Genomic DNA, 20352 nt, shown 5'->3' on the forward strand with positions numbered 1-20352 from the left:
CATGAACCAGGACATCCTGATCAACTGGTCTCCGCAGGAGACGCGCGTGGCGGTGGTGGAGCAGGGCGCCGTGCAGGAGGTGCACATCGAGCGCACGCTGGAGCGTGGGCTGGTGGGCAACATCTACCTGGGCAAGGTCTCGCGCGTGCTGCCGGGCATGCAGTCGGCCTTCCTGGACATCGGCCTGGACCGCGCGGCCTTCCTGCACGTGGCCGACCTGATGCCCAATATCCAGGCCAAGCACGCCACGCCGCGCGCGCCGGCCGACGCCGAACCGGCGCCAGTTGCGGGCGGTGCCGCGCCGGCCGCCGCGCCCAAGGTGCTGGCGCCCAACCCGGTGCTGCCGATCGAGAAGCAGATCTTCGAAGGCCAGGCCCTGATGGTGCAGGTGCTCAAGGACCCGATCGGCACCAAGGGCGCGCGGCTGACGGCCCAGATCAGCATCGCGGGCCGACTGCTGGTGTTCCTGCCGCAGGACAACCACATCGGCGTGTCGCAGAAGATCCCCGCCGCCCAGCGCGAGGCCTTGCGCCAGCGCCTGCTGGCCCTCACCGCCACCGCCGACGGCAGCCCGGCGGGCGGCTTCATCCTGCGCACCAACGCCGAAGACGCCGACGACGAGGAACTGGCCGACGACGTCGCCTATCTGCGCAAGACCTGGCTGCGCATCAAGGAGGCCGCGCTGCGCCAGCCGCCGGCCTCTCTGCTGCACGAGGACCTGAACCTCATGCAGCGGGTGCTGCGCGACCTGTCGGGCGCCGGCACGCAGTCCATCCGCATCGACTCGCGCGAGCAGTTCGGCCTGATGCAGGGCTTCGCTGGCGAGTTCATGCCCGACACGGTGGCCAAGCTGCAGCACTACAGCGGCGAACGGCCAATCTTCGATCTGTTCAACGTGGACGAGGAGATCGTGCGCGCCCTGGGCCGGCGGGTGGAGCTCAAGTCGGGCGGCTACCTGGTCATCGACCAGACCGAGGCCCTGACCACGGTGGACGTGAACACCGGCGGCTTCGTGGGCGCGCGCAACTTCGACGACACGGTGTTCCGCACCAACCTGGAGGCCGCGCAGGCCATCGCGCGCCAGCTGCGGCTGCGCAACCTGGGCGGCATCGTCATCGTGGACTTCATCGACATGACGCGCGACGACCACCGAGAGGCGGTGCTGGCCGAGTTCCGCAAGCAGCTCGCGCGCGACCGGGTCAAGACCATGACCGGTGGCTTTTCGCAGTTGGGCCTGGTGGAGATGACGCGCAAGCGCACGCGCGAATCGTTGGCCCACATGCTCAGCGAGCCCTGCGAGGCCTGCGGCGGCAAGGGCGCGGTGAAGACGCCGCGCAGCGTGTGCTACGACATCCTGCGCGAGATCCTGCGCGAGGCCCGCGCCTTCAACCCGCGCGAGTTCCGCGTGGTGGCCTCGCCCAAGGTGGTGGAGCTGTTCCTCGACGAGGAGCGCGCGCACCTGGCGGGCCTGTCGGAGTTCATCGGCAAGCCGATCTCGCTGCAGAGCGAGAGCTCGATGACGCAGGAGCAGTACGACATCGTCCTGATGTGAGCCTTCAGCCGCCCGCCGCCGGCCAGTAGTGGTTGTCCGGCAGCGCACGCGCCCCGAAGATGGCCTGCCCGACCCGCACCACGGTGGCGCCTTCTTCGATCGCGATCTCGAAATCGCCCGACATGCCCATGGACAGCGCCTCCAGGTCGATGCCCGCGGGCGCGTCCTGGCGCAGCCGATCGCGCAGTTCGCGCAGCAACACGAAGCAGCGCCGCACACGCTGCGCCTCGGACGACAACAGCGCCAGCGTCATCAGGCCGCGCACGCGCAGCGCCGCGAAGGCCGGCAGGGCCCGCAGGAAGGCCGGCACCTCATCGGGCGCCAGGCCGTACTTGCTGGCCTCGCCCGAGGTGTTGACCTGCACGAACACGTCCAGCGAACGGCCTTCCAGTTGCAGGCGGCGGTCCAGCGCCTCGGCCACGCGCAGGCTGTCCAGGGCCTGGAACTCGCTGGCGAAGCGCGCCACCAGCTTGGCCTTGTTGGTCTGCAGGTGGCCGATGACGGACCAGCGCAGACCGGCCAGGTCCTGCGTGCGCTCCCACTTGCCCAGGGCCTCCTGCACCTTGTTCTCGCCCAGCAGGCGGCAGCCCACCGCGTGGGCCAGGCGCACGCGTTCCACGGGCTGGGTCTTGCTGACGGGCAGCAGGCGCACCTCGGCGGGGTCGCGCCCCACGCGCCGGCAGGCCGCGGCGATGCGCGCCTGCACCTCGTCGAGGTGGCGGCGCAGGTCGGCCTCCGTCAGGGCCTGGGGGTAGCGGCCGTGCCGGTCGTGCCGGGTGGGGGTGGCGGGCGTTGGCGTCGTCATCAGGGCCTCGCTGCCTTGTCCGCCAGCGCCGTGCGCGCCGGCCGCCCCGGCCAGTGGCCGTGCAGCGCCGCGTGCGCGGCCAGTCCGATCACCAGTCCCCAGAAGGCGCCGCCGATGCCGAACAGGCTGATGTTGGCGGCCGCCGCCAGGAAGGTGATCAGCGAGGCCTCGCGCGTGCGGGCGTCGGCCAGGGCGCCGGCCAGGCTGGCGCCAATGGTGCCCAGCAGCGCCAGGCCCGCCAGCGTGGTGATGAAGGTGGCCGGCAAGGCCATGAATGCGGCGGCCAGCGTCACCCCGAACACGCCCACCAGCACATAGAACAGGCCCGCGGCGATGCCGGCGATCCAGCGCTTGGACGGGTCTTCGTGCGCCTCGCGGCCGGTGCAGATGGCCGCCGTGATCGCCGCGAGGTTGAAGGCGTGCGAGCCGAAGGGCGCCATCAGCAGCGAACCCAGCCCGGTGGCGCCCACGATGGGATCGGCGCGGCTCTTGAAGCCGTCGTTGCGCAGCACCAGCATGCCCGGCATGTACTGGCCGGTGAGGGTGATCAGGAACAGCGGCAGCGCCACGCTGAGCAGGGCGTTGAGCGTGAACTCGGGCGGCGTGAACACCGGCGCGGCGAAGCGCAGCGCCAGCCCCGAGAGATCGACGCGGTTCTGCGCCAGCAGGAAAGCCAATCCCAGGGCCAGGATGCCCACCACGGCGTAGCGCGCTGTGATCCGCTTGAGCAGCACATAGGCCACGATCAGCAGGCCGGCCAGCGTGGGGTCCACGCTCAGGCCGCCCAGGGCCTTGATGCCAAAGGGCAGCAGGATGCCGGCGAGCAGGCCGGCGGCCACCCCGGGCGGGATCAGGCGGATGAGCCGCTCGAACCAGCCCGACAGGCCCAGCACCACGAAGGCGGCGGCCGACACCAGGTAGGCCGCGATGGCCTGCGGGTAGGGCGTGGTGGCCAGGGCTGTCACCAGGAAGGCCGCGGCCGGCGTGGACCAGGCGGTGATGATGGGCTCGCGCGAGCGCCAGCTCAGCAGCAGGCCGGTCACGCCCACGCCGATGGACACCGACCAGACCCAGGAGGCCGTCTGGGCCGCGCTCAGTCCCGCCACCTGGGCGGCCTGAAACACCAGGATGAAGGTGCCGCCATAGTTGACGATGACCGAGACCAGCCCGGCGACGACCGGGTGGGGCAGGTCGCTCCAGCGAAGGGGCGTGGGGGAGGGGGTGGAAGGCATGGGGGTGTTGTAGAGTGAAAATGGTCGGATATCTCCGGCCATTTTTCTGACGTTACCCAGACCAATTGTTCAAACACGCCCTGCTCGAATCGGTCAAGGCCGGCGTCGCCGATCCGGCGCGGGCCGCCTTGCCCCTGCACGCGCGCGTGCAGCGCGCCGTGCGCCAGCTCATCCTCGACGGCGCGCTGGAGGCCGGCCGGCCTTTGCCGGCCTCGCGCGCGCTGGCCCGGTCGCTGGGGGTGTCGCGCGACACGGTCGAGGCCGCGTACGGCCAGCTGCACGCGGAAGGCTTCATCGAGCGGCGCGTGGGCCGCGGCAGCGCCGTGTCGGCGCGGGCCCGGGGCCTGGGGGCGCGCGCTCCCGCGGGGCGCCCATCCGCCCACCCGGGGGAGGCGCGCCTGAGCCGGCGCGGCGCCGCCCTGTTCCAGGGCGGTGGCGTGCGGGACTTTGTCGCGCCGCGTGCCTTCGCGCCCGGCGTGCCGGAGGTCCGGGCCTTTCCGCTGGCCACCTGGGAGCGGCTGGAGCGCCAGGTGCTGAAGGCGCACGGTGCGGCGGCCCTGCTGCACAGCCCCCCGCAGGGCATGGAGGCGCTGCGCCGGGCCATCGCGGCCTACGTGAATCTGGAGCGCGGCGCGCGCGCCACGCCCGAGCGCGTGCTGGTGCTGACCAGCTCCCAGCAGGCGCTGAGCCTGTGCGCCACCGTGCTGCTGGACGCCGGCGAGCGCATCGTCGTCGAGGACCCCATGTACCACGGCGCGCGCAAGGCCTTCGAGGCCGCCGGCCTGGCCTGCGTGCCGGTGCCGCTGGACGCCGAGGGCATGCGGGTGGACCTGCTGCAGCAGGCGGCGCCGCTGGCGCGGGCGGTGTTCCTGACGCCGTCCCACCAGTTCCCGAGCGGGGCCACGCTGTCGCTGGACCGGCGGCTGGCCGCCATCGAATGGGCGCGCCAGCAGCAGGCCTGGATCATCGAGGACGACTACGACAGCGAATTCCACTACGCCGGCCGGCCCACGGCCTGCGTGCAGGGGCTCGATCCGCACGAGCGCACCGTCTACATCGGCACCTTCACCAAGTCGTTGTTCCCGGGGCTACGCATCGGCTACATGGTGCTGCCGCCGCCGCTGGTGGCTCCCATGACGGTGGCGCGCACGCTGCTGGACGGGCACAGCGCGCCGATCCCGCAGCTCACGCTGGCCCGCTTCATCGAAGGCGGCCACTTCGGCGCGCACGTGCGCACCATGCGCGCCGTCTACGCCGAGCGGCGCGACGCGCTGGCGCGCCTGGTGCGCCAGCACCTGGCCGGCCTGGTGGAGCCCCGGGTGCCGGACGGCGGCCTGCAGATGCCCTGCGTGCTGGTCTGCGGCGTCCCCGAGCGCGAGGCCGTGGACGCGGCCCGCCGCGCGGGCATCGACCTGCTCGGGTTGACGGCCTTGCACGCCTCGCCCGGCGGGCACGAGGCGGGCTTCCTCATGGGCTTCGCGGCCCACGCGCCGGGCGAACTGGAGGTCGCCGTGCGGCGGCTCGCCAGGGTGCTGCGCGCGCTGGCGCGCTGAGGGCAGGGGCGATCGATCGCGCCCGGCGCGGGCCTCAGGCCGCGCGGGCAGGGGCGTGGTCCCGCACCGGGCCCACGCGCGCCTCGATGGCCTGCTGCAGCTCACGCCGCAGGCCGAGCAGGAAGCCGGCCTCCGCCACCACGAACAGCGGGCCGATGACCAGGCCCACCAGGTCGTCCACGAAGGCAGGCTTGCGCCCCTCGTAGTAGTGGCCGACGAACTGGATCACCCAGCCCACGACGAACAGGCCCACGCCCACCGTGAGCCACACGGCCGTGGCCTGCGCCGCCACCGCCTGCGCGAACCAGAGCGACAGGGCCATCAGCGCCGCCATCACCGCGCCCAGGCGCAGGTCCAGCTTGAGGTAGTACAGCACCGTGAGCAGCGTGACCGCCGTGGCGGGCGACAGCGCCACCGCGCCCCACTGCGCCAGCAACGGCCGCGCCAGCAGCACGGCCACGGCCAGCACGATCATGGGGATACCGACGAAATGGGTGAGGATGTTGCGGCGGTCGCGGTGGTAGGCCGCGTACTGCGTGAGCTGTTCGCTGAGGTTGCGCATGGCGGGTCTCCGGCCGGGGCGGGCGTGTTGTGCCGCGCTTGTACACCCACGCGCCGCGGCGCTCAATCCGGGGTGACCTGGGGTGGGCTGGCCTGGGCGTCGGCGCCCGCCGTGCCCAGCCCTTGCGCGTGCAACCGCGCGTACACGCCGTCGGCCGCCAGCAGATCGGCGTGTCGTCCCTGTTCCACGATGCGGCCCTCGGCCAGCACGATCACGCGGTCGGCGTGCTCGATGGTGGACAGCCGGTGCGCGATGACCAGGGTGGTGCGGCCCTTCATCAGGCGCGACAGCGCGTCCTGCACCAGGCGCTCGGACTCGTTGTCCAGCGCCGACGTCGCCTCGTCCAGGATCAGCACCGGCGAGTCCTTGTAGATGGCGCGCGCGATGGCCAGGCGCTGGCGCTGGCCGCCCGAGAGCTCGGTGGCGTTGTGGCCCACGTTGGTGTGCATGCCCTGCGGCAGCCGCTCCAGCAGCTCGCCCAGATTGGCCGAGAGCAGGGCGGCGTGCACGCGGGCTTCGTCGAGTTCGTCGTCGGTCGCGCCCAGGGCCACGTTGGCGGCCAGGCTGTCGTTGAGCATCACCACGTCCTGGCTCACCAGCGCGAACTGGCGGCGCAGGCTGGCCAGGTCCCAGTCGGGCAGCGGCACGCCGTCCAGCGTGACCACCCCGCGCTCGACTTCCACGAAGCGCGGCAGCAGGTTGATGAGCGTGGTCTTGCCCGAGCCCGAGGGGCCGACGAAGGCCACCACTTCGCCGGGGCGGATGTCCAGCTCGATGCCGCGCAGCGCCAGGCCGGCCTCGGCCGCGTCGGCGCCGTCGGCCTTGGGCGGGTAGCGCACCCACACGCCGCGCAGCGCGATGGCGCCTTGCACGCGCTCGGCCACGTGCGAGCCGCCGGTCTGTTCGGGCGTGTGTTCGATGAGCTCGATGCCGCGCTCCAGCGCCGCCAGGCCGCGCGTGATGGGCGAGGCGATCTCGGCCAGGTGCCGGATCGGGGCGATCAGCATCAGCATGGCGGTGACGAAGGCGACGAAGTTGCCCACCGTGACGCCGGTGGTGCTGCTCTGCCACAGCGCCACCGCGATCACCGCCGACAGCGCGGCCGAGGCCAGCAGCTGGGTGAAGGGCGTCATGGCGGCCATGGCGATGGTGCTCTTGAGCGCCAGGCGGCGCAGCGCCACGCTCAGCTGGTCGAAGCGCTCGGCCTGGCGGCGCTGCGCGCCGTGCAGGCGCACCACGCGGTGGGCCAGGGCGTTTTCCTCCACCACGTAGGCCAGCTCGTCGGTGGCCTGCTGGCTGGCGCGCGTGAGGCGGTACAGGCGCTTGGAGAGCACGCGCATGATCCAGGCCAGGCCGGGAAACACCGCGATCACGATCAGCGTGAGCTTCCAGTTCAGGTAGAGCAGGTAGCCCATCAGCGCCAGCAGCGTGAGGCTGTCGCGAGCGAGGGTGAGCAGGGACGACACCAGCATCTGCGAGCCGGTCTGCACCTCATAGACCAGGGTGTTGGACAGCTTGCTCGCGCTCTGGCGCGAGAACAGCGCCAGCTGGGCCGCGTTGAGCTTGGCGAACATGGCGCGGCGCAGGTTGAGCATGCCCACGTTGGCCGTGTACGACAGGGCGTACTGCGCCACGAAGGAGGCGATGCCGCGCACGCCGAACAGGCCCATGAAGGCCAGCGGCACCATCCACAGCGGAATGCGGCCGTCGTTGAAGCCCTCGTCGAGCAGGGTCTTGAGCAAGGCGGGGATCAGGGGCTCGGTCAGCGCGCCGATCACGGTGGCCAGCGCGGCGAAGACGATGCCGGTCTTCGCGTCCCGGAAATAGGGCCAGACGCGCAGCAGCCGCTGGCGCAGCGGGCCGGAGGGGAGGGCAGCGGACGGGTCGGAGGGGTTCAAATCGGGGCGGATGGTGGGGAACCAATGGGCGCGATCGCGGTCCAGCAGGCCGCGAGGGCACACATCTTGTCACGGCTTGCCTGCGGGCGTCCGGTATTATCGGCCGCTACTTACAAGGGCACCGGGCCTCGCGTCCCGCACTGCCCGACAATCCCAACACCATGCACCAACCGCCCCGACTCCATCCCTCCACCGGGATGCCGCGCCGGCATGCCCTGGGCCTTCTCTCCGCTTCCACCCTGCTGGGCTGGCCCGCCGCGGGCGCGCTGGCGCAGTTCCGGGTCGAGGTCACCGGCGTTGGCCTCACCCGCTTTCCCTTCTCGGCCGTGAGCTTCCGCGGCAACGACGCCGCGAGCGAGAACATCGCCGCCATCGTGCGCGCCGACCTGGAGCGCTCCGGCCAGTTCGTGGCGGTGCCGCCGCTGTCGGGCGCGCTCGACGAAACCTCCCGCCCCGACCTGGCCCCCTGGCGCGAGCGCGGTGCCGACTCCCTGCTCACCGGCAGCGTCACCCGCCTGGCCGACGGCCGTTTCGACGTGCGCTTCCGCCTCTGGGACGTGGTGCGCGCGCAGGACCTGGGCGGCATGAGCCACCCCAGCACGCCCAACAACCTGCGCCTGGCCGCCCACAAGATCGCCGACTACGTCTACGAGAAGATCACCGGCGAGAAAGGCGTGTTCTCCACCCGCATCGCCTACGTCACCAAGGCGGGCAGCACGCACCGCCTGTGGGTGGCCGACGCCGACGGCGAGAACGCCCAGGCGGCCTTCACCAGCAACGAGCCCATCATCTCCCCGAGCTGGGCGCCCAATGGCGCGCAGCTGGCCTATGTCTCGTTCGAGAAGCGCAAGGCCGAGATCGTCTCGCACGAGGTCGCCACCGGGCGCCGCCGCGTGCTCGCGAGCTTTCGCGGCTCCAACAGCGCGCCGGCCTGGTCGCCCGACGGCAAGACCGTGGTGGCCGCGCTCACCCTCTCCGGCAACGCCCAGCTCTACGCGGTCGACGCCAACGGTGGCGAGCCGCGCCGCCTCACGCAAAGCGGCAGCGGCAGCATCGACACCGAACCGGTGTTCAGCGCCGACGGCAAGCAGATCTACTTCGTGAGCGACCGAGGCGGCTCGCCGCAGATCTACCGCATGCCCGCGCAGGGCGGCAGCGCCCAGCGCGTCACCTTCACCGGCAACTACAACATCTCGCCTGCGCTCAGCCCCGACGGCCGCTGGCTGGCCTTCATCTCGCGCATCAACGGCGCCTTCCGCCTGCACGTGATGGAGCTGTCCAGCGGCACCGTCACTGCGCTCACCGACACCAGCGGCGACGAGAGCCCCAGCTTCGCGCCCAACAGCCGCATGATCATCTACGCCACCCGCGACAAGGGGGGCGACGCGCTCATGACCACCACCGTGGATGGCCGCATCAAGACCCGCCTGGCCGGCGCGCAGGGCGATATCCGGGAACCCGAATGGGGACCCTTCCTTCGTTGAACCCGCGCCGATCGATCCTCCCGTCCCGATTGTTTCCTCATCAACAACGCACTTCAGGAACCGCCATGTCCCGTACCACCCCCTTCCGACGCCTCAGCGGCCTGCTCGCCGCGCTGATCGCCGCCGCCGTGCTCGCGGCCTGCGGTTCCAACGTCCGCCTGGATGAGCCGCCGGTGGAAGACCGCTCGGGCACGGCCGCGGGCGGAGCGGCTGGCGCGGGCGGGCAGGGCAGCGGCGTCGACCCGCGCGGCGTGGCCGGTGTGCAGGTGCCGTCCAGCACCAGCGCCCAACCCGCGCAGATGCAGCGCATCATCTACTTCGACTACGACAGCTTCGAGGTCAAGCCCGACGCCACGGCCCTGCTCGAGGCCAACGCGCGTTACCTCAACGCCAACCGCAGCGTGCGCGTGCAGCTGGAGGGCCACACCGACGAGCGCGGCGGCCGCGAATACAACCTGGCCCTGGGCCAGAAACGCGCCGAGGCCGTGCGCCGCGCGCTTTCGCTGCTGGGCGTGCAGGACAGCCAGATGGAAGCCGTGAGCTTCGGTGAAGAGAAGCCCGCGCAGACCGGCAGCGACGAAACCGCCTGGTCCAAGAACCGCCGCGTCGAGCTCACCTACCGTTGAGCCAAGGAATGAGCATCGCGCGCTGGAAACCCACGCTGGCCACGGGAGCCCTGCTGCTGGGCGGCCTGTGGGCGCCGTCCGCGTACGCCCTGTTCGGTGACGACGAGGCGCGCCAGGCCATCATCGAACTGCGCCGCCAGGTCGACGCCAACCGCCAGGCCGCCGATGCGGCCGCCGCGCAGCAGCGCGAGGGCGACGCGACCATCAAGCGCAGCATGCTCGAACTGGCCAACCAGATCGAGCAGCTGCGCGGCGAGATCGCCCGCCTGCGCGGGCAGAACGAGCAGCTCGCGCGCGAGGTGTCCGAGCTGCAGCGCGCGCAGAAGGACGTGCAGGCCGGCATCGACGAGCGCCTGCGCCAGGTCGAGCCGGTGAAGGTCGAGCTCGACGGCCGCAGCTTCACGGCGCAACCGGCCGAGAAGGCCGAGTTCGAAGCCGCCATGGCCACCCTGCGCAAGTCCGACTTCGCGGGCGCCACGGTCGCCTACACCGCCTTCCTGCGGCGTTACCCCACCAGCGGCTACACCCCGGTGGCGCTGTACTGGCTGGGCAACGCACAGTACGCCGCGCGCGCCTACAAGGACGCTGTGGAGTCGCATCAGCGCCTGGTGCGCGAATTCCCCGACCACCCACGCACGCCTGAGGCCATGCTGGCCCTGGCCAACAGCCAGGTCGAGCTGAAGGACACCAAAGGCGCGCGCAGAACGCTGGAAGACCTGGTGAAGCAGCACCCGCAGAGCGAGGCCGCTGGCGCGGCCAAGGAACGCCTGGCCCGACTGAAGTGAGGGACCATGGGGCCGCCCCTACAATCGCGGCCCTATGGACGAACTCGCCACCCTGCAATCCCTGAACCAGACCGTGCTGTGGGCCGCCTTCGGCGTGGCCGCGGTGTTCGGTTTCATCGCCCAGCGCACCCATTTCTGCACCATGGGCGCGATCAGCGACATCGTGAACATGGGCGACTGGACCCGCATGCGCATGTGGGTCATGGCCGTGGGTGTGGCGGCCATCGGCTTCTACGGCATGGGCTGGCTGGGCTGGATCGACACCAGCCAATCGCTCTACACCGGCAGCCGCTTCCTCTGGCTCTCGGCCCTGGTCGGGGGCTCCCTGTTCGGCTTCGGCATGGTGCTGGCCTCGGGCTGCGGCAGCAAGACGTTGGTGCGCATCGGCGCCGGCAGCCTGAAGTCGCTGGTGGTGTTCTTCGTCATGGGCCTGGCCGCGTTCATGACGCTGCGCGGCATCTTCGGCGTGGTGCGCGTCAACACCGTCGACCGCGTGAGCCTGGAACTGCCATCGGGCTCGGCGCTGCCCACCTGGGTGGCCAAGGCCCTGGGCATGGAGCCGGGCCTGGCGGGCCTGCTCAGCGCCTTGGTCATCGGCGTCGTGCTCATCGCCTGGTGCCTGCGCAGCGCGGATTTCCGCACCGGCAACAACCTGCTCGCGGGCGCCGGCATCGGCCTCACCATCGTGGGCATGTGGTGGGTGAGCGGCCATCTGGGCTTCCTGCCGGAGCACCCGGAAACGCTGGAGCCCGTCTACACGGGCAGCAACAGCGGCCGCATGGAGGCCCTGACCTTCACCGCGCCCATGGCCTACGTGCTCGACTGGTTCATCTTCTTCAGCGACAAGAGCAAGGTCTTGACCTTCGGCGTCGTCACTGTATTCGGCGTGGTCGCGGGCTCCTTTCTCTGCGCGCTCATCGAGCGCAGCTTCCGCTGGGAAGGTTTTCGCGACACACGCGATACCGCGCTGCACCTGGTGGGCGCGGCGCTCATGGGCGTGGGGGGCGTCACGGCCCTGGGTTGCACCGTGGGCCAAGGGCTATCCGGCCTGTCCACGCTCAGCCTGCTGAGTGCCGTCGCGGTCGCGGGCATCGTGGGCGGCGCGGTGCTGGGCTTCAAATTCCAGATGTGGCTGCTGGAGCGCGCGGGGTGAATCCGCTTGACGCCGAGCGCTTCGAGCGCCGCTTCGGCGGGCTGCGGCGGCTCTACGGCGTGCAAGGCGCGCAGCGCATCTTCGACGCGCATTGCGTGGTGGCGGGCCTGGGGGGCGTGGGCTCCTGGGCGGCCGAGGCGCTGGCGCGCAGCGGCGTGCGCCGCCTCACACTGATCGACCTCGACCACGTCGCCGAGTCCAACATCAACCGCCAGGTGCATGCGTTGGACGCCACGCTGGGTCAGGCCAAGATCGAGGCCTTGCGGGACCGCCTCCTGGGCTTTCATCCGGGCATCGAGCTGGACCTGGTGGACGACTTCGTGACACCCGAGAACTGGCCTGGCCTGCTGCAGGGCCAGCGACCCGACGGCCTCATCGATGCCTGTGACCAGGTGCGCGCCAAGACGGCGATGGCCGCCTGGGCCCGCGCCGAGCGGGTGCCCTTCGTGGCGGTGGGCGCGGCCGGCGGCAAGCGCCGCGCGGAAGCGGTGCAGTTGGCGGATCTGGCCGAGGTCACGCACGACCCCTTGCTCGCACAGTTGCGCTACCGCCTGCGCAAGCACCACGGTGGCGCGCGCCAGGGTCGCATGGGAACGGTCTGCGTGTTCAGCCGCGAAGCGGTGGCGCCGCCGGACCCTTCGTGTGGGCTCGATGGCGGCGATGGATCATTGAACTGCCACGGCTTCGGCTCGGTGGTCACGGTCACCGCGACCTTCGGCTTGTGCGCCGCGGGCTGGCTGCTCGAGACCCTGGCGAACGCATCGCAAGAAAAAAGCGATCGGCCTTCAGAGAGCCATCGAAACCACGCTATAATCTGAGGCTTCGCAGCAAGCGATACGCAAGCGGCGAAGAGAGTGGGACGTTAGCTCAGTTGGTAGAGCAGCGGACTTTTAATCCGTTGGTCGGCAGTTCGAGCCTGCCACGTCCTACCACCAACAGGAAGGCCCTGGTCGTGAGACCAGGGCCTTTTTCTTTGTGTCGCGCGATGACCTGCTGTGGTGCCGCGAGGGCCGCGGCGCCGGGGCCTCACTTCTTGAACATGCCCCAGATCACCAGGATCACGATCGCGCCGACCACGGAGGCGATGAAGCCCGCCGCCTGGCCCGGGGCGTACCAACCCATGGCGGCGCCGAGGTAGCTCGCCAGGAAGGAGCCGGCGATGCCGAGCACGGCGGTCATGATCCAGCCCATGCTGTCATTGCCGGGCTTGAGCATGCGGGCCACGAAGCCGGCGACGAGACCGATGAGGATGGTGCCGAGAATGGACATCATGGTGTGAGCCTCCTGTGGGATGTTGAATGGGCCGCCTCTCGACGGCCCGCACCCACTGTAGCGCGCTTCGCTTGCGCGCGGCTCAGGCCTGCTGCGCCTGTTCGATGGCCTCGCTGAGCTCCAGCCAGCGCGCCTCGACGGTCCCGTTCTCGGCTTCCACCACCTTCAGGCGCTTGCCCAGTTCGGCCAGCTTCGCCGGTTCGGGCGCGGCGAGCAGCTCGGCTTCCAGGCGCTCGCGCTCCTGGGCCAATGCGGCCATGCGCTGTTCCACCTGGGCCAGTTCCTTCTTGATCGGACGCAGCCGCTCGGTGAGGGCTTTCTGCCGCTGCGCGTCCGCGCGGCGGTCCTCCGCCGGCGCGGCCACGGGGGCCGGGGCGGGGGCCTCGGCGCGCGCGGCGGCGCGTTGCGCCTCGCGCGCCTGCCGGGCCATCTCGATGAGGTGGCGCTGGTAGTCGTCGAGGTCGCCGTCGAAAGGCTGTAGGGCACCGCGCGAGACCAGCCAGAACTCGTCGCACACGGCGCGCAGCAGGGCGCGGTCGTGGCTCACCAGCATGACCGTGCCCTCGAACTCGTTGAGCGCGATGGACAGGGCCTCGCGCGTGGCGAGATCGAGGTGGTTGGTGGGTTCGTCGAGCAGCAGCAGGTTGGGGCGCTGCCAGACGATCATGCACAGCACCAGCCGCGCCTTCTCGCCGCCGCTCATGCTGCCCACGGCCTGGAAGACCTGGTCGCCGGTGAACTGGAACATGCCGAGGAAGTTGCGCAGGTCCTGCTCGCGCGTGGGCTGGCCGCTCAGGCGGCCTTGCGCGCTGCACTCCTTCACCAGCCGCACCATGTGCTCCAGCGGGTTGTCGCGCGGGCTCAGCACGTCCAGTTCCTGCTGCGCGAAGTAGCCGATGTTGAGGCCCTTGCCTTCGGTCACCGTGCCCGCGAGGGGGGCGAGCGTGCGCGCGATGGTCTTGACCACCGTGGACTTGCCCTGGCCGTTGGCGCCCAGGATGCCAATGCGCTGGCCAGCCATCACCGAGCGCTGGATGCCGCGCACGATGGTGATCGGCTCGCCGCCATCGCCGGGGTAGCCCACGTCCACGCCGTCCAGCACCAGCATGGGGTTGGGCAGGCTGGCCGGCTCGCTGAACTCGAAGCTGAACTCGGCGTCGGCCAGCACCGGGGCGATGCGCTCCATGCGCTCCAGCGCCTTCACGCGGCTTTGGGCCTGCTTGGCCTTGCTGGCCTTGGCCTTGAAGCGGTCGATGAATTTCTGCAGGTGCGCGATCTTGTCCTGCTGGCGCGAGAACGCGGCCTGCTGCAGGGCCATCTGCTCGGCGCGCATGTCCTCGAAGCGGCTGTAGTTGCCGCCGTAGCGCTTGAGCTGGGCGTGTTCGATGTGCACGGTCACGTTGGTCACCGCGTCGAGGAACTCGCGGTCGTGGCTGATGACGAGCAGCGTGCCGGGGTAGCGCGCCAGCCAGGCCTCCAGCCAGACCAGGGCGTCCAGGTCCAGGTGGTTGGTGGGTTCGTCGAGCAGCAGCAGCTCGCTCGGGCACATGAGCGCGCGCGCCAGCTGCAGGCGCATGCGCCAGCCGCCAGAGAAGCTGTTGACCGGGCGATCGAGCTGGTTGGTCTGGAAGCCCAGCCCCAGGATGAGCGCCTGCGCGCGCGCGGTGGCGTCGTGCGCGCCGGCGTCGTTGAGCGCCATGTAGGCGTGGGCCATGCGCTCGCCGTCGCCGCTGGCCTCGGCCTCGGCCACCTCGCGCTCGGCCGCGAGCAGGGTGGTGTCGCCTTCGACCACGAAGCGCGTGGCGTCGAGTTCGGTCTCGGGCATGTCCTGCGCGACCTGGGCCAGGCGCCATTGCGCGGGCACGCTGAACTCGCCCTTGTCTTCGTGCAGGTTGCCGTCAAGCAGTCGGAACAGGCTGGACTTGCCGGCGCCGTTGCGGCCCACCAGGCCCACTTTTTCGCCGGGGTTGATGGTGAGCGAGGCGCGGTCGAGCAGCACCTTGGTGCCGCGGCGCAGCACCACATCGCGGACGACGATCATGCGGCCTCCAGTGCGTCGCGGGTGAGCAGCAGCACCTGGTCGTCGCCCGCGCTGGTGCTCAGCCAGACCGGGTTGAGCGCGGGGAAGGCGGCTTCGAAGTGCGCGCGTTCGTGGCCGATCTCCAGCACCAGCACGCCGTGCGGGCTCAGGCGCGCGGGCGCGTCGCGCAGCAGCGCGCGCACGAAGTCCATGCCGTCGGCGCCGCCGGCCAGCGCCAGCGCGGGCTCGGCGCGGAACTCGGGTGGCAGCTCGGCCATGCTGCGCGCGTTCACGTAGGGCGGGTTGCAGAGGATCAGGTCCCAGGGGCCGGGGCAGGCCGCGAGGCCGTCGCTCGCCACGAGCGCGATGCGGTCCGCCAGGCCATGCCGGTCGACGTTGATGCGCGCGACCTGCAGCGCCTCGGGCGACAGGTCGGCGCCGGTCACACGCACTTCGGGCCAGGCCAGGGCGGCCAGCACGGCCAGGCTGCCGTTGCCGGTGCACAGGTCCAGCACACGCACGGTGTCGTCGCTCAGCCAGGGGTCGATGCCGCCGTCGGCGATGAGTTCGGCGATGAAGCTGCGCGGCACGATGGCGCGGCGGTCCACATAGAAGGGCACGCCCTGCAGCCAGGCCTCTTGCGTGAGGTAGGCGGCGGGCTCGCGCGTGGCGATGCGCCGCTCGATCAAGGCATCGACGGCGGCGGCCGCGTCGGCGTCCACGGTGTCGGCGGCGTGCGCGTCGAGGTCGGTGTCGAGCGGCAGGCCCAGGCGCCACAGCACGAGCCAGGCGGCCTCGTCGCGGACGTTGGTGGTGCCTTGGCCATAGGCCAGCGGGGCGCTGGCCAGGCGGGCTTCGGCCCGGGCCATCAGTTCTTGCAGGTTCACGGTGGGTATCAGGCGGTCTGCTGCGCCTGCGCGTGCAGGTGCTGCAGCGTGCGGCCGTAGATCGCGGTGAGGGGTTCGATGTCGGCGAGCTTCACGTGCTCGTTGACCTTGTGGATGGTGGCGTTGGGTGGGCCGAGCTCGATCACCTGCGGGCACACGGCCGCAATGAAGCGGCCGTCGCTGGTGCCGCCGGTGGTGGAGAGCTCGGTCTCGAGGCCGGTTTCCTCGCGGATGGCGGTGCGCACGGCGTCGACCAGCGTGCCCGGGGTGGTGAGGAAGGGCCGCCCGCCCAGGGTCCAGGCGAGCTCGTGTTCGCTGCCCGCGCGCAGGCCATGGCGCGCCAGAATGTCGACCACCTGCGCCTGCAGCGACTCGGGCGTGCGCTCGGTGCTGAAGCGGAAGTTGAAGTCGATCACCACCGTGCCGGGGATGACGTTGCTTGCGCCGGTGCCGCCATGGATGTTGCTGATCTGCCAGCTGGTGGGCGGGAAGAAGTCATTGCCGCGGTCCCATTCGGTGGCGGCCAGCTCGGCCAGCGCGGGCGCGGCCATGTGGATGGGGTTCTTCGCCAGGTGCGGGTAGGCGATGTGGCCCTGGATGCCCTTGACCGTGAGCTTGCCGCTGAGCGTGCCGCGCCGGCCGTTCTTGATCATGTCGCCGGTGCGCTGGACCGAGGTGGGCTCGCCCACGATGCACCAGTCCAGGCGCTCGCCACGCGCCTTCACGGCATTGCAGACCACCACCGTGCCGTCCAGCGCGGGGCCTTCCTCGTCGCTGGTGAGCAGGAAGGCGATGTCGATGGCGGGGTCGGGCCGCTCGGCGAGGAAGCGCTCGCAGGCCACGACCATGGCGGCGATCGAGGTCTTCATGTCGCTCGCGCCGCGGCCGTACAGCGCGCCGTCGCGGTGGCTGGGCACGAAGGGGTCGCTGGCCCAGGCCTCCAGCGGTCCGGTGGGCACCACGTCGGTGTGGCCGGCGAACACCAGCGTGGGCCGCTGGCCGCTGCCGCGCCGTGCCCAGAGGTTGCTGACACGGAAGTCGTCGGGGCCGCTGTCCAGGCGCTCACACTGGAAGCCGATGGCGCGCAGGCGCGCCGCGATCAGCTCGAGGCAGCCCGCGTCGCGCGGGGTGACGGAGGGCAGGGCGATGAGCGCCTCGGCGAGGCGCAGGGTATCGGTCATCAGAATTTGACGTCGAGCGTGAACTCGGTGAAGGACGGCGCGTCGCTGGCTTCTTCTTCGGCCGCCTCGTAGCCACTGGCGCGGCTGTGTTCGAAATCGTTCTGCAGGCGCCAGAGCAGGTTGTTGGGGGAGTCGGCGTGGGCCAGGCCTTCCTCTCGCGTGACGAGGCCTTCGTGGATGAGGCGCGCCAGGTCCTGCTCGAAGGTCTGCGAGCCCTCGGCGAGCGACTTCTCCATCGCCTCGCGCACGCCCGAGAAGTCGGCCTTCTGGATCAGGTCGGCGATCAGCGCGGTGTTGAGCAGCACCTCCATGGCCGGCACGCGGGCGTTGCCCTGCTGGGTGCGCAGCAGGCGCTGCGAGACGATGGCGCGCAACGCGGCGGCCAGGTCGCCCAGCATGGTGGGGCGAACCTCCACGGGGTAGAAGCTCAGGATGCGGTTGAGCGCCTGGTAGCTGTTGTTGGCGTGCAGCGTGGCCAGCACCAGGTGGCCCGACTGCGCGTAGGCCAGCGCGGCCGACATGGTCTCGCGGTCGCGGATCTCTCCGATGAGGATGACGTCGGGCGCCTGGCGCAGCGCGTTCTTCAGCGCCACCTGCAGCGAGGCGGTGTCGGGCCCGATCTCGCGCTGGTTCACCACCGACTTGCGGTTGCGGTAGGTGTACTCGATCGGGTCTTCCACCGTGAGGATGTGGCCGCTGACGCGCTCGTTGCGGTGGTCGATCATGGCGGCAAGCGTGGTGCTCTTGCCCGCGCCGGTGGCGCCCACCATCAGGATCAGGCCGCGCTTTTCCATGACCAGGTCGGCCAGCACCGGCGCGACGTTGAGCGTGTCCAGCGCGGGAATGTCGCCCGGCACGAAGCGCACCACCACCGCGATGGAGCCGCGCTGGCGCAGGGCGCTGACGCGGAAGTTGCCCAGGCCGTCGAGCGGCACGCCCATGTTGAGCTCGCCGGTCTCCAGCAGCTCTTCCATGCGCGTGGCGGGGACGATCTCGGCCAGCAGGTTGCGCGGGGCCTCGGGCGGCAGCACCTGGCTGTTGATGGGGATGACCTGGCCGTTGATCTTGATCATCGCCGGCGCGTGCGCCGTGAGGTACACGTCGGAGGCGCGTTTCTCGGCCATCAGGCGCAGGATGCGCTCCATCGTTCCGCTGCTCATGCCGTCTCCCTCGCTCGTGGTGGGGTGGGTCGAATTCAGTCGCGCAACAGGTCGTTCAGGCTGGTCTTGGCGCGGGTCTGCGCATCCACCGTCTTGACGATGACCGCCGCGTAGGTGGTGTAGGCCTTGCCGTCGGCGGTCTGCTTGGGCAGGCCGCCGCTGATGACCACGCTGCCGGCGGGCACGCGGCCGTACAGGATTTCGCCGGTGTCGCGCTTGAAGATGGGCGTGCTCTGGCCGATGTACACGCCCATGCCCAGCACCGAGTTCTCTTCGACGATGACGCCTTCCACGACTTCGGAGCGCGCGCCGATGAAGCAGTTGTCCTCGATGATGGTCGGGTTGGCCTGCAGGGGCTCGAGCACGCCGCCCAGGCCCACGCCGCCGGAGAGGTGCACGTTCTTGCCGACCTGGGCGCAGCTGCCCACGGTGGCCCAGGTGTCGACCATGGTGCCTTCGTCCACATAGGCGCCGATGTTCACGTAGCTGGGCATGAGGATCGCGCCCTTGGCGATGAAACTGCCGCGGCGGGCCACGGCCGGTGGCACCACGCGCACGCCGGTGGCCTTCATTTCGTCTTCGCTCAGGTGGGCGAACTTGGTCTGCACCTTGTCGAAGAAGCCCAGGTCGCCGGCGCGCATGATCTCGTTGTCCTTCAGGCGGAAGGACAGCAGCACGGCTTTCTTGATCCACTGGTTCACCGTCCACTGGCCCACGCCCTGGCGCGTGGCCACGCGCAGGCGGCCCTTGTTGAGTTCGGCGATCACGTGCTCGACCGCATCGCTCACCTCCTTTGGCGCGGCCGACGGCGAGAGCGTGGCGCGGTTGTCCCAGGCGGTGTCGATGATGGCTTGCAGTTGTTGGCTCATGGAAGTGCTGCGTTGAGGTTCAGGGTTTCAAGGAAAGCGGGGGGCCGGGGCCGGCGGCATCAGCCGCCGCGGCAAAAGGCGACGATGCGTTGCGCGGCCTCGAGGCATTCGTCGACGCCGGCCACCAGGGCCAGGCGCACCCGGCCGGCGCCGGGGTTGTCGCCTTGCACGGTGCGCGCGAGGTAGCTGCCGGGCAGGGCGGTCACATTGTATTGAGCGAGCAGCTCGCGGGCGAAGGCCTCGTCGGCGCCCAGGCCCGGGGTGTGCGAGGCGAAGCGCTGGGGCACCCCGGCCCACAGGTAGAAGGACGCGTCTGGCAGCGCCACGTCCAGCACCTCGGCCAGCAGCGGGGTGACCTGGGCGAACTTCTCACGGTACAGGCGGCGGTTCTCCACCACATGCGCCTCGTCGTTCCAGGCGGCGATGCTGGCGGCCTGCACCACCGGGCTCATGGCGCCACCGTGGTAGGTGCGGTAGAGCAGGAAGGGCTTGATGAGCGCGGCGTCGCCCGCCACGAAGCCGCTGCGCAGCCCCGGCACGTTGCTGCGCTTGGACAGGCTGGTGAAGGCGATCAGGCGGCGGAAGTCGCTGCGGCCCAGCTGCGCGGCGGCCTGCAGGCCGCCCAGCGGCGCCTCGTCGCGGAAGTAGATCTCGCTGTAGCACTCGTCGGAGGCGATGACGAAGCCATGGCGGTCGCTGAGCTCGAACAGGCGGCGCCACTCGTCCAGCGGCATGACCGCGCCGGCCGGGTTGCCGGGCGAGCAGACGAAGATGAGCTGGGTGCGGGCCCAGACCTCATCGGGCACGCTGTCCCAGTGCACCGCGAAGTTGCGCTCGGCCACGCTGGGCACGTAGTGCGGCTGCGCGCCCGCGAGCAGGGTCGCGCCTTCGTAGATTTGGTAGAAGGGATTGGGGCAGAGCACCGTGGCGCCGGGCCGGGTGGGGTCGACCACCACCTGGGCGAAGGCGAACAGCGCCTCGCGCGAGCCGTTGACGGGCAGCAGCTGTGTGGCCGGGTCCAGCGCCACGCCATAGCGGCGCTGCACCCAGCCGGCGCAGGCCTCGCGCAGCGCCGGGGTGCCGGCGGTGGCGGGGTAGTTGGACAGGCCCTCGTCCAGCGCGTCGGCCAGGGCGCGCTTGAGGAAGTCGGGGGCGGCGTGCTTGGGTTCGCCGATGCCCAGGCTGATGGGGCGGTGGGCGGGCGAGGGCGTGATGCCCGCGAAGAGCTGGCGCAGCCGCTCGAAGGGGTAGGGCTGCAGCCGCTGGAGCAGGGGGTTCATGGCCGGGGATTATCGGGGGTGCGGGGCATACCC

18 protein-coding genes and 1 tRNA gene are annotated in these 20352 nt (G+C 70.8%); 8 read left to right on the forward strand and 11 right to left on the reverse strand.

The features are described from left to right. The first annotated feature begins 1 nt into the window (after window position 1). Window positions 2-1552 carry an Rne/Rng family ribonuclease gene (locus tag DY262_RS01560; protein ID WP_116957229.1) on the forward strand — a complete coding sequence of 517 codons (1551 nt, stop codon included), beginning with the start codon at window positions 2-4 and terminating at the stop codon, window positions 1550-1552. Window positions 1553-1556: 4 nt separating this feature from the next. Here DY262_RS01560 and DY262_RS01565 read toward each other — a convergent pair whose 3' ends face one another. Next, window positions 1557-2357, reverse strand: coding sequence for a YggS family pyridoxal phosphate-dependent enzyme (locus tag DY262_RS01565; protein WP_116957230.1), 801 nt, complete (start codon window positions 2355-2357; stop codon window positions 1557-1559). After that, window positions 2357-3589 carry a benzoate/H(+) symporter BenE family transporter gene (locus DY262_RS01570; protein WP_116957231.1) on the reverse strand — a complete coding sequence of 411 codons (1233 nt, stop codon included), beginning with the start codon at window positions 3587-3589 and terminating at the stop codon, window positions 2357-2359. Before DY262_RS01570 ends, DY262_RS01565 begins: the two co-directional genes overlap by 1 nt. A 65-nt stretch (window positions 3590-3654) precedes the next feature. Between DY262_RS01570 and pdxR the strand changes: the two genes are divergently transcribed. Continuing rightward, complete coding sequence (gene pdxR, locus DY262_RS01575) at window positions 3655-5142, forward strand: MocR-like pyridoxine biosynthesis transcription factor PdxR (RefSeq protein ID WP_116957232.1); 1488 nt, start codon at window positions 3655-3657, stop codon at window positions 5140-5142. A 34-nt stretch (window positions 5143-5176) separates the two neighbouring features. On the opposite strand, the gene DY262_RS01580 is transcribed toward pdxR, so the two are convergent. Then, a complete protein-coding gene (locus DY262_RS01580; RefSeq protein ID WP_116957233.1) occupies window positions 5177-5704 on the reverse strand; it encodes an Mpo1 family 2-hydroxy fatty acid dioxygenase in 528 nt (175 codons plus the stop codon). 62 nt (window positions 5705-5766) lie between these two features. Continuing rightward, window positions 5767-7602 (reverse strand): lipid A export permease/ATP-binding protein MsbA, encoded by a 1836-nt coding sequence (msbA, locus tag DY262_RS01585; RefSeq protein WP_425459280.1) that lies wholly within the window; start codon window positions 7600-7602, stop codon window positions 5767-5769. A 161-nt stretch (window positions 7603-7763) separates the two neighbouring features. Between msbA and tolB the strand changes: the two genes are divergently transcribed. From tolB to DY262_RS01615, 6 genes are all read left to right on the forward strand, one after another. Next, a complete protein-coding gene (gene tolB / locus DY262_RS01590; RefSeq protein WP_416186963.1) occupies window positions 7764-9086 on the forward strand; it encodes a Tol-Pal system beta propeller repeat protein TolB in 1323 nt (440 codons plus the stop codon). 65 nt (window positions 9087-9151) lie between these two features. Beyond that, window positions 9152-9712 (forward strand): peptidoglycan-associated lipoprotein Pal, encoded by a 561-nt coding sequence (gene pal / locus DY262_RS01595; RefSeq protein ID WP_070398316.1) that lies wholly within the window; start codon window positions 9152-9154, stop codon window positions 9710-9712. 8 nt (window positions 9713-9720) lie between these two features. Next, a complete protein-coding gene (gene ybgF, locus DY262_RS01600) occupies window positions 9721-10497 on the forward strand; it encodes a tol-pal system protein YbgF (protein WP_116957235.1) in 777 nt (258 codons plus the stop codon). A gap of 34 nt (window positions 10498-10531) precedes the next feature. Beyond that, a complete protein-coding gene (locus tag DY262_RS01605; RefSeq protein WP_116957236.1) occupies window positions 10532-11650 on the forward strand; it encodes a YeeE/YedE family protein in 1119 nt (372 codons plus the stop codon). Then, window positions 11647-12468, forward strand: coding sequence for a tRNA threonylcarbamoyladenosine dehydratase (locus tag DY262_RS01610; RefSeq protein ID WP_116957237.1), 822 nt, complete (start codon window positions 11647-11649; stop codon window positions 12466-12468). The genes DY262_RS01605 and DY262_RS01610 overlap by 4 nt, the downstream gene beginning before the upstream one ends. A gap of 38 nt (window positions 12469-12506) precedes the next feature. After that, window positions 12507-12582 (forward strand) — tRNA-Lys (locus DY262_RS01615). 94 nt (window positions 12583-12676) lie between these two features. Here DY262_RS01615 and DY262_RS01620 read toward each other — a convergent pair. From DY262_RS01620 to dapC, 7 genes are all read right to left on the reverse strand, one after another. Next, entirely contained in the window at window positions 12677-12922 is a 246-nt protein-coding gene (locus tag DY262_RS01620) for a GlsB/YeaQ/YmgE family stress response membrane protein (RefSeq protein ID WP_070398319.1), read from the reverse strand. An 82-nt stretch (window positions 12923-13004) separates the two neighbouring features. Further along, window positions 13005-14963, reverse strand: coding sequence for an ABC-F family ATP-binding cassette domain-containing protein (locus tag DY262_RS01625; protein ID WP_116957238.1), 1959 nt, complete (start codon window positions 14961-14963; stop codon window positions 13005-13007). Next, entirely contained in the window at window positions 14960-15829 is an 870-nt protein-coding gene (gene prmB, locus DY262_RS01630) for a 50S ribosomal protein L3 N(5)-glutamine methyltransferase (RefSeq protein ID WP_116957239.1), read from the reverse strand. The genes DY262_RS01625 and prmB overlap by 4 nt, the downstream gene beginning before the upstream one ends. Window positions 15830-15837: 8 nt before the next feature. Further along, window positions 15838-17010: a succinyl-diaminopimelate desuccinylase gene (gene dapE / locus DY262_RS01635; RefSeq protein WP_116957240.1), complete on the reverse strand. Its 1173-nt coding sequence runs from the start codon at window positions 17008-17010 to the stop codon at window positions 15838-15840. Further along, on the reverse strand, window positions 17010-18170 hold the full coding sequence (locus DY262_RS01640) for a PilT/PilU family type 4a pilus ATPase (protein WP_116957241.1): 1161 nt from the start codon (window positions 18168-18170) through the stop codon (window positions 17010-17012). The genes dapE and DY262_RS01640 overlap by 1 nt, the downstream gene beginning before the upstream one ends. A gap of 35 nt (window positions 18171-18205) precedes the next feature. Beyond that, window positions 18206-19039: a 2,3,4,5-tetrahydropyridine-2,6-dicarboxylate N-succinyltransferase gene (gene dapD, locus DY262_RS01645; RefSeq protein ID WP_116957242.1), complete on the reverse strand. Its 834-nt coding sequence runs from the start codon at window positions 19037-19039 to the stop codon at window positions 18206-18208. 59 nt (window positions 19040-19098) lie between these two features. After that, window positions 19099-20319 (reverse strand): succinyldiaminopimelate transaminase, encoded by a 1221-nt coding sequence (gene dapC, locus DY262_RS01650; RefSeq protein WP_116957243.1) that lies wholly within the window; start codon window positions 20317-20319, stop codon window positions 19099-19101. Window positions 20320-20352: the final 33 nt, after the last annotated feature.

Origin of the sequence: Hydrogenophaga borbori (genome assembly GCF_003417535.1) — a bacterium.
Lineage (GTDB): Bacteria > Pseudomonadota > Gammaproteobacteria > Burkholderiales > Burkholderiaceae_C > Hydrogenophaga > Hydrogenophaga borbori.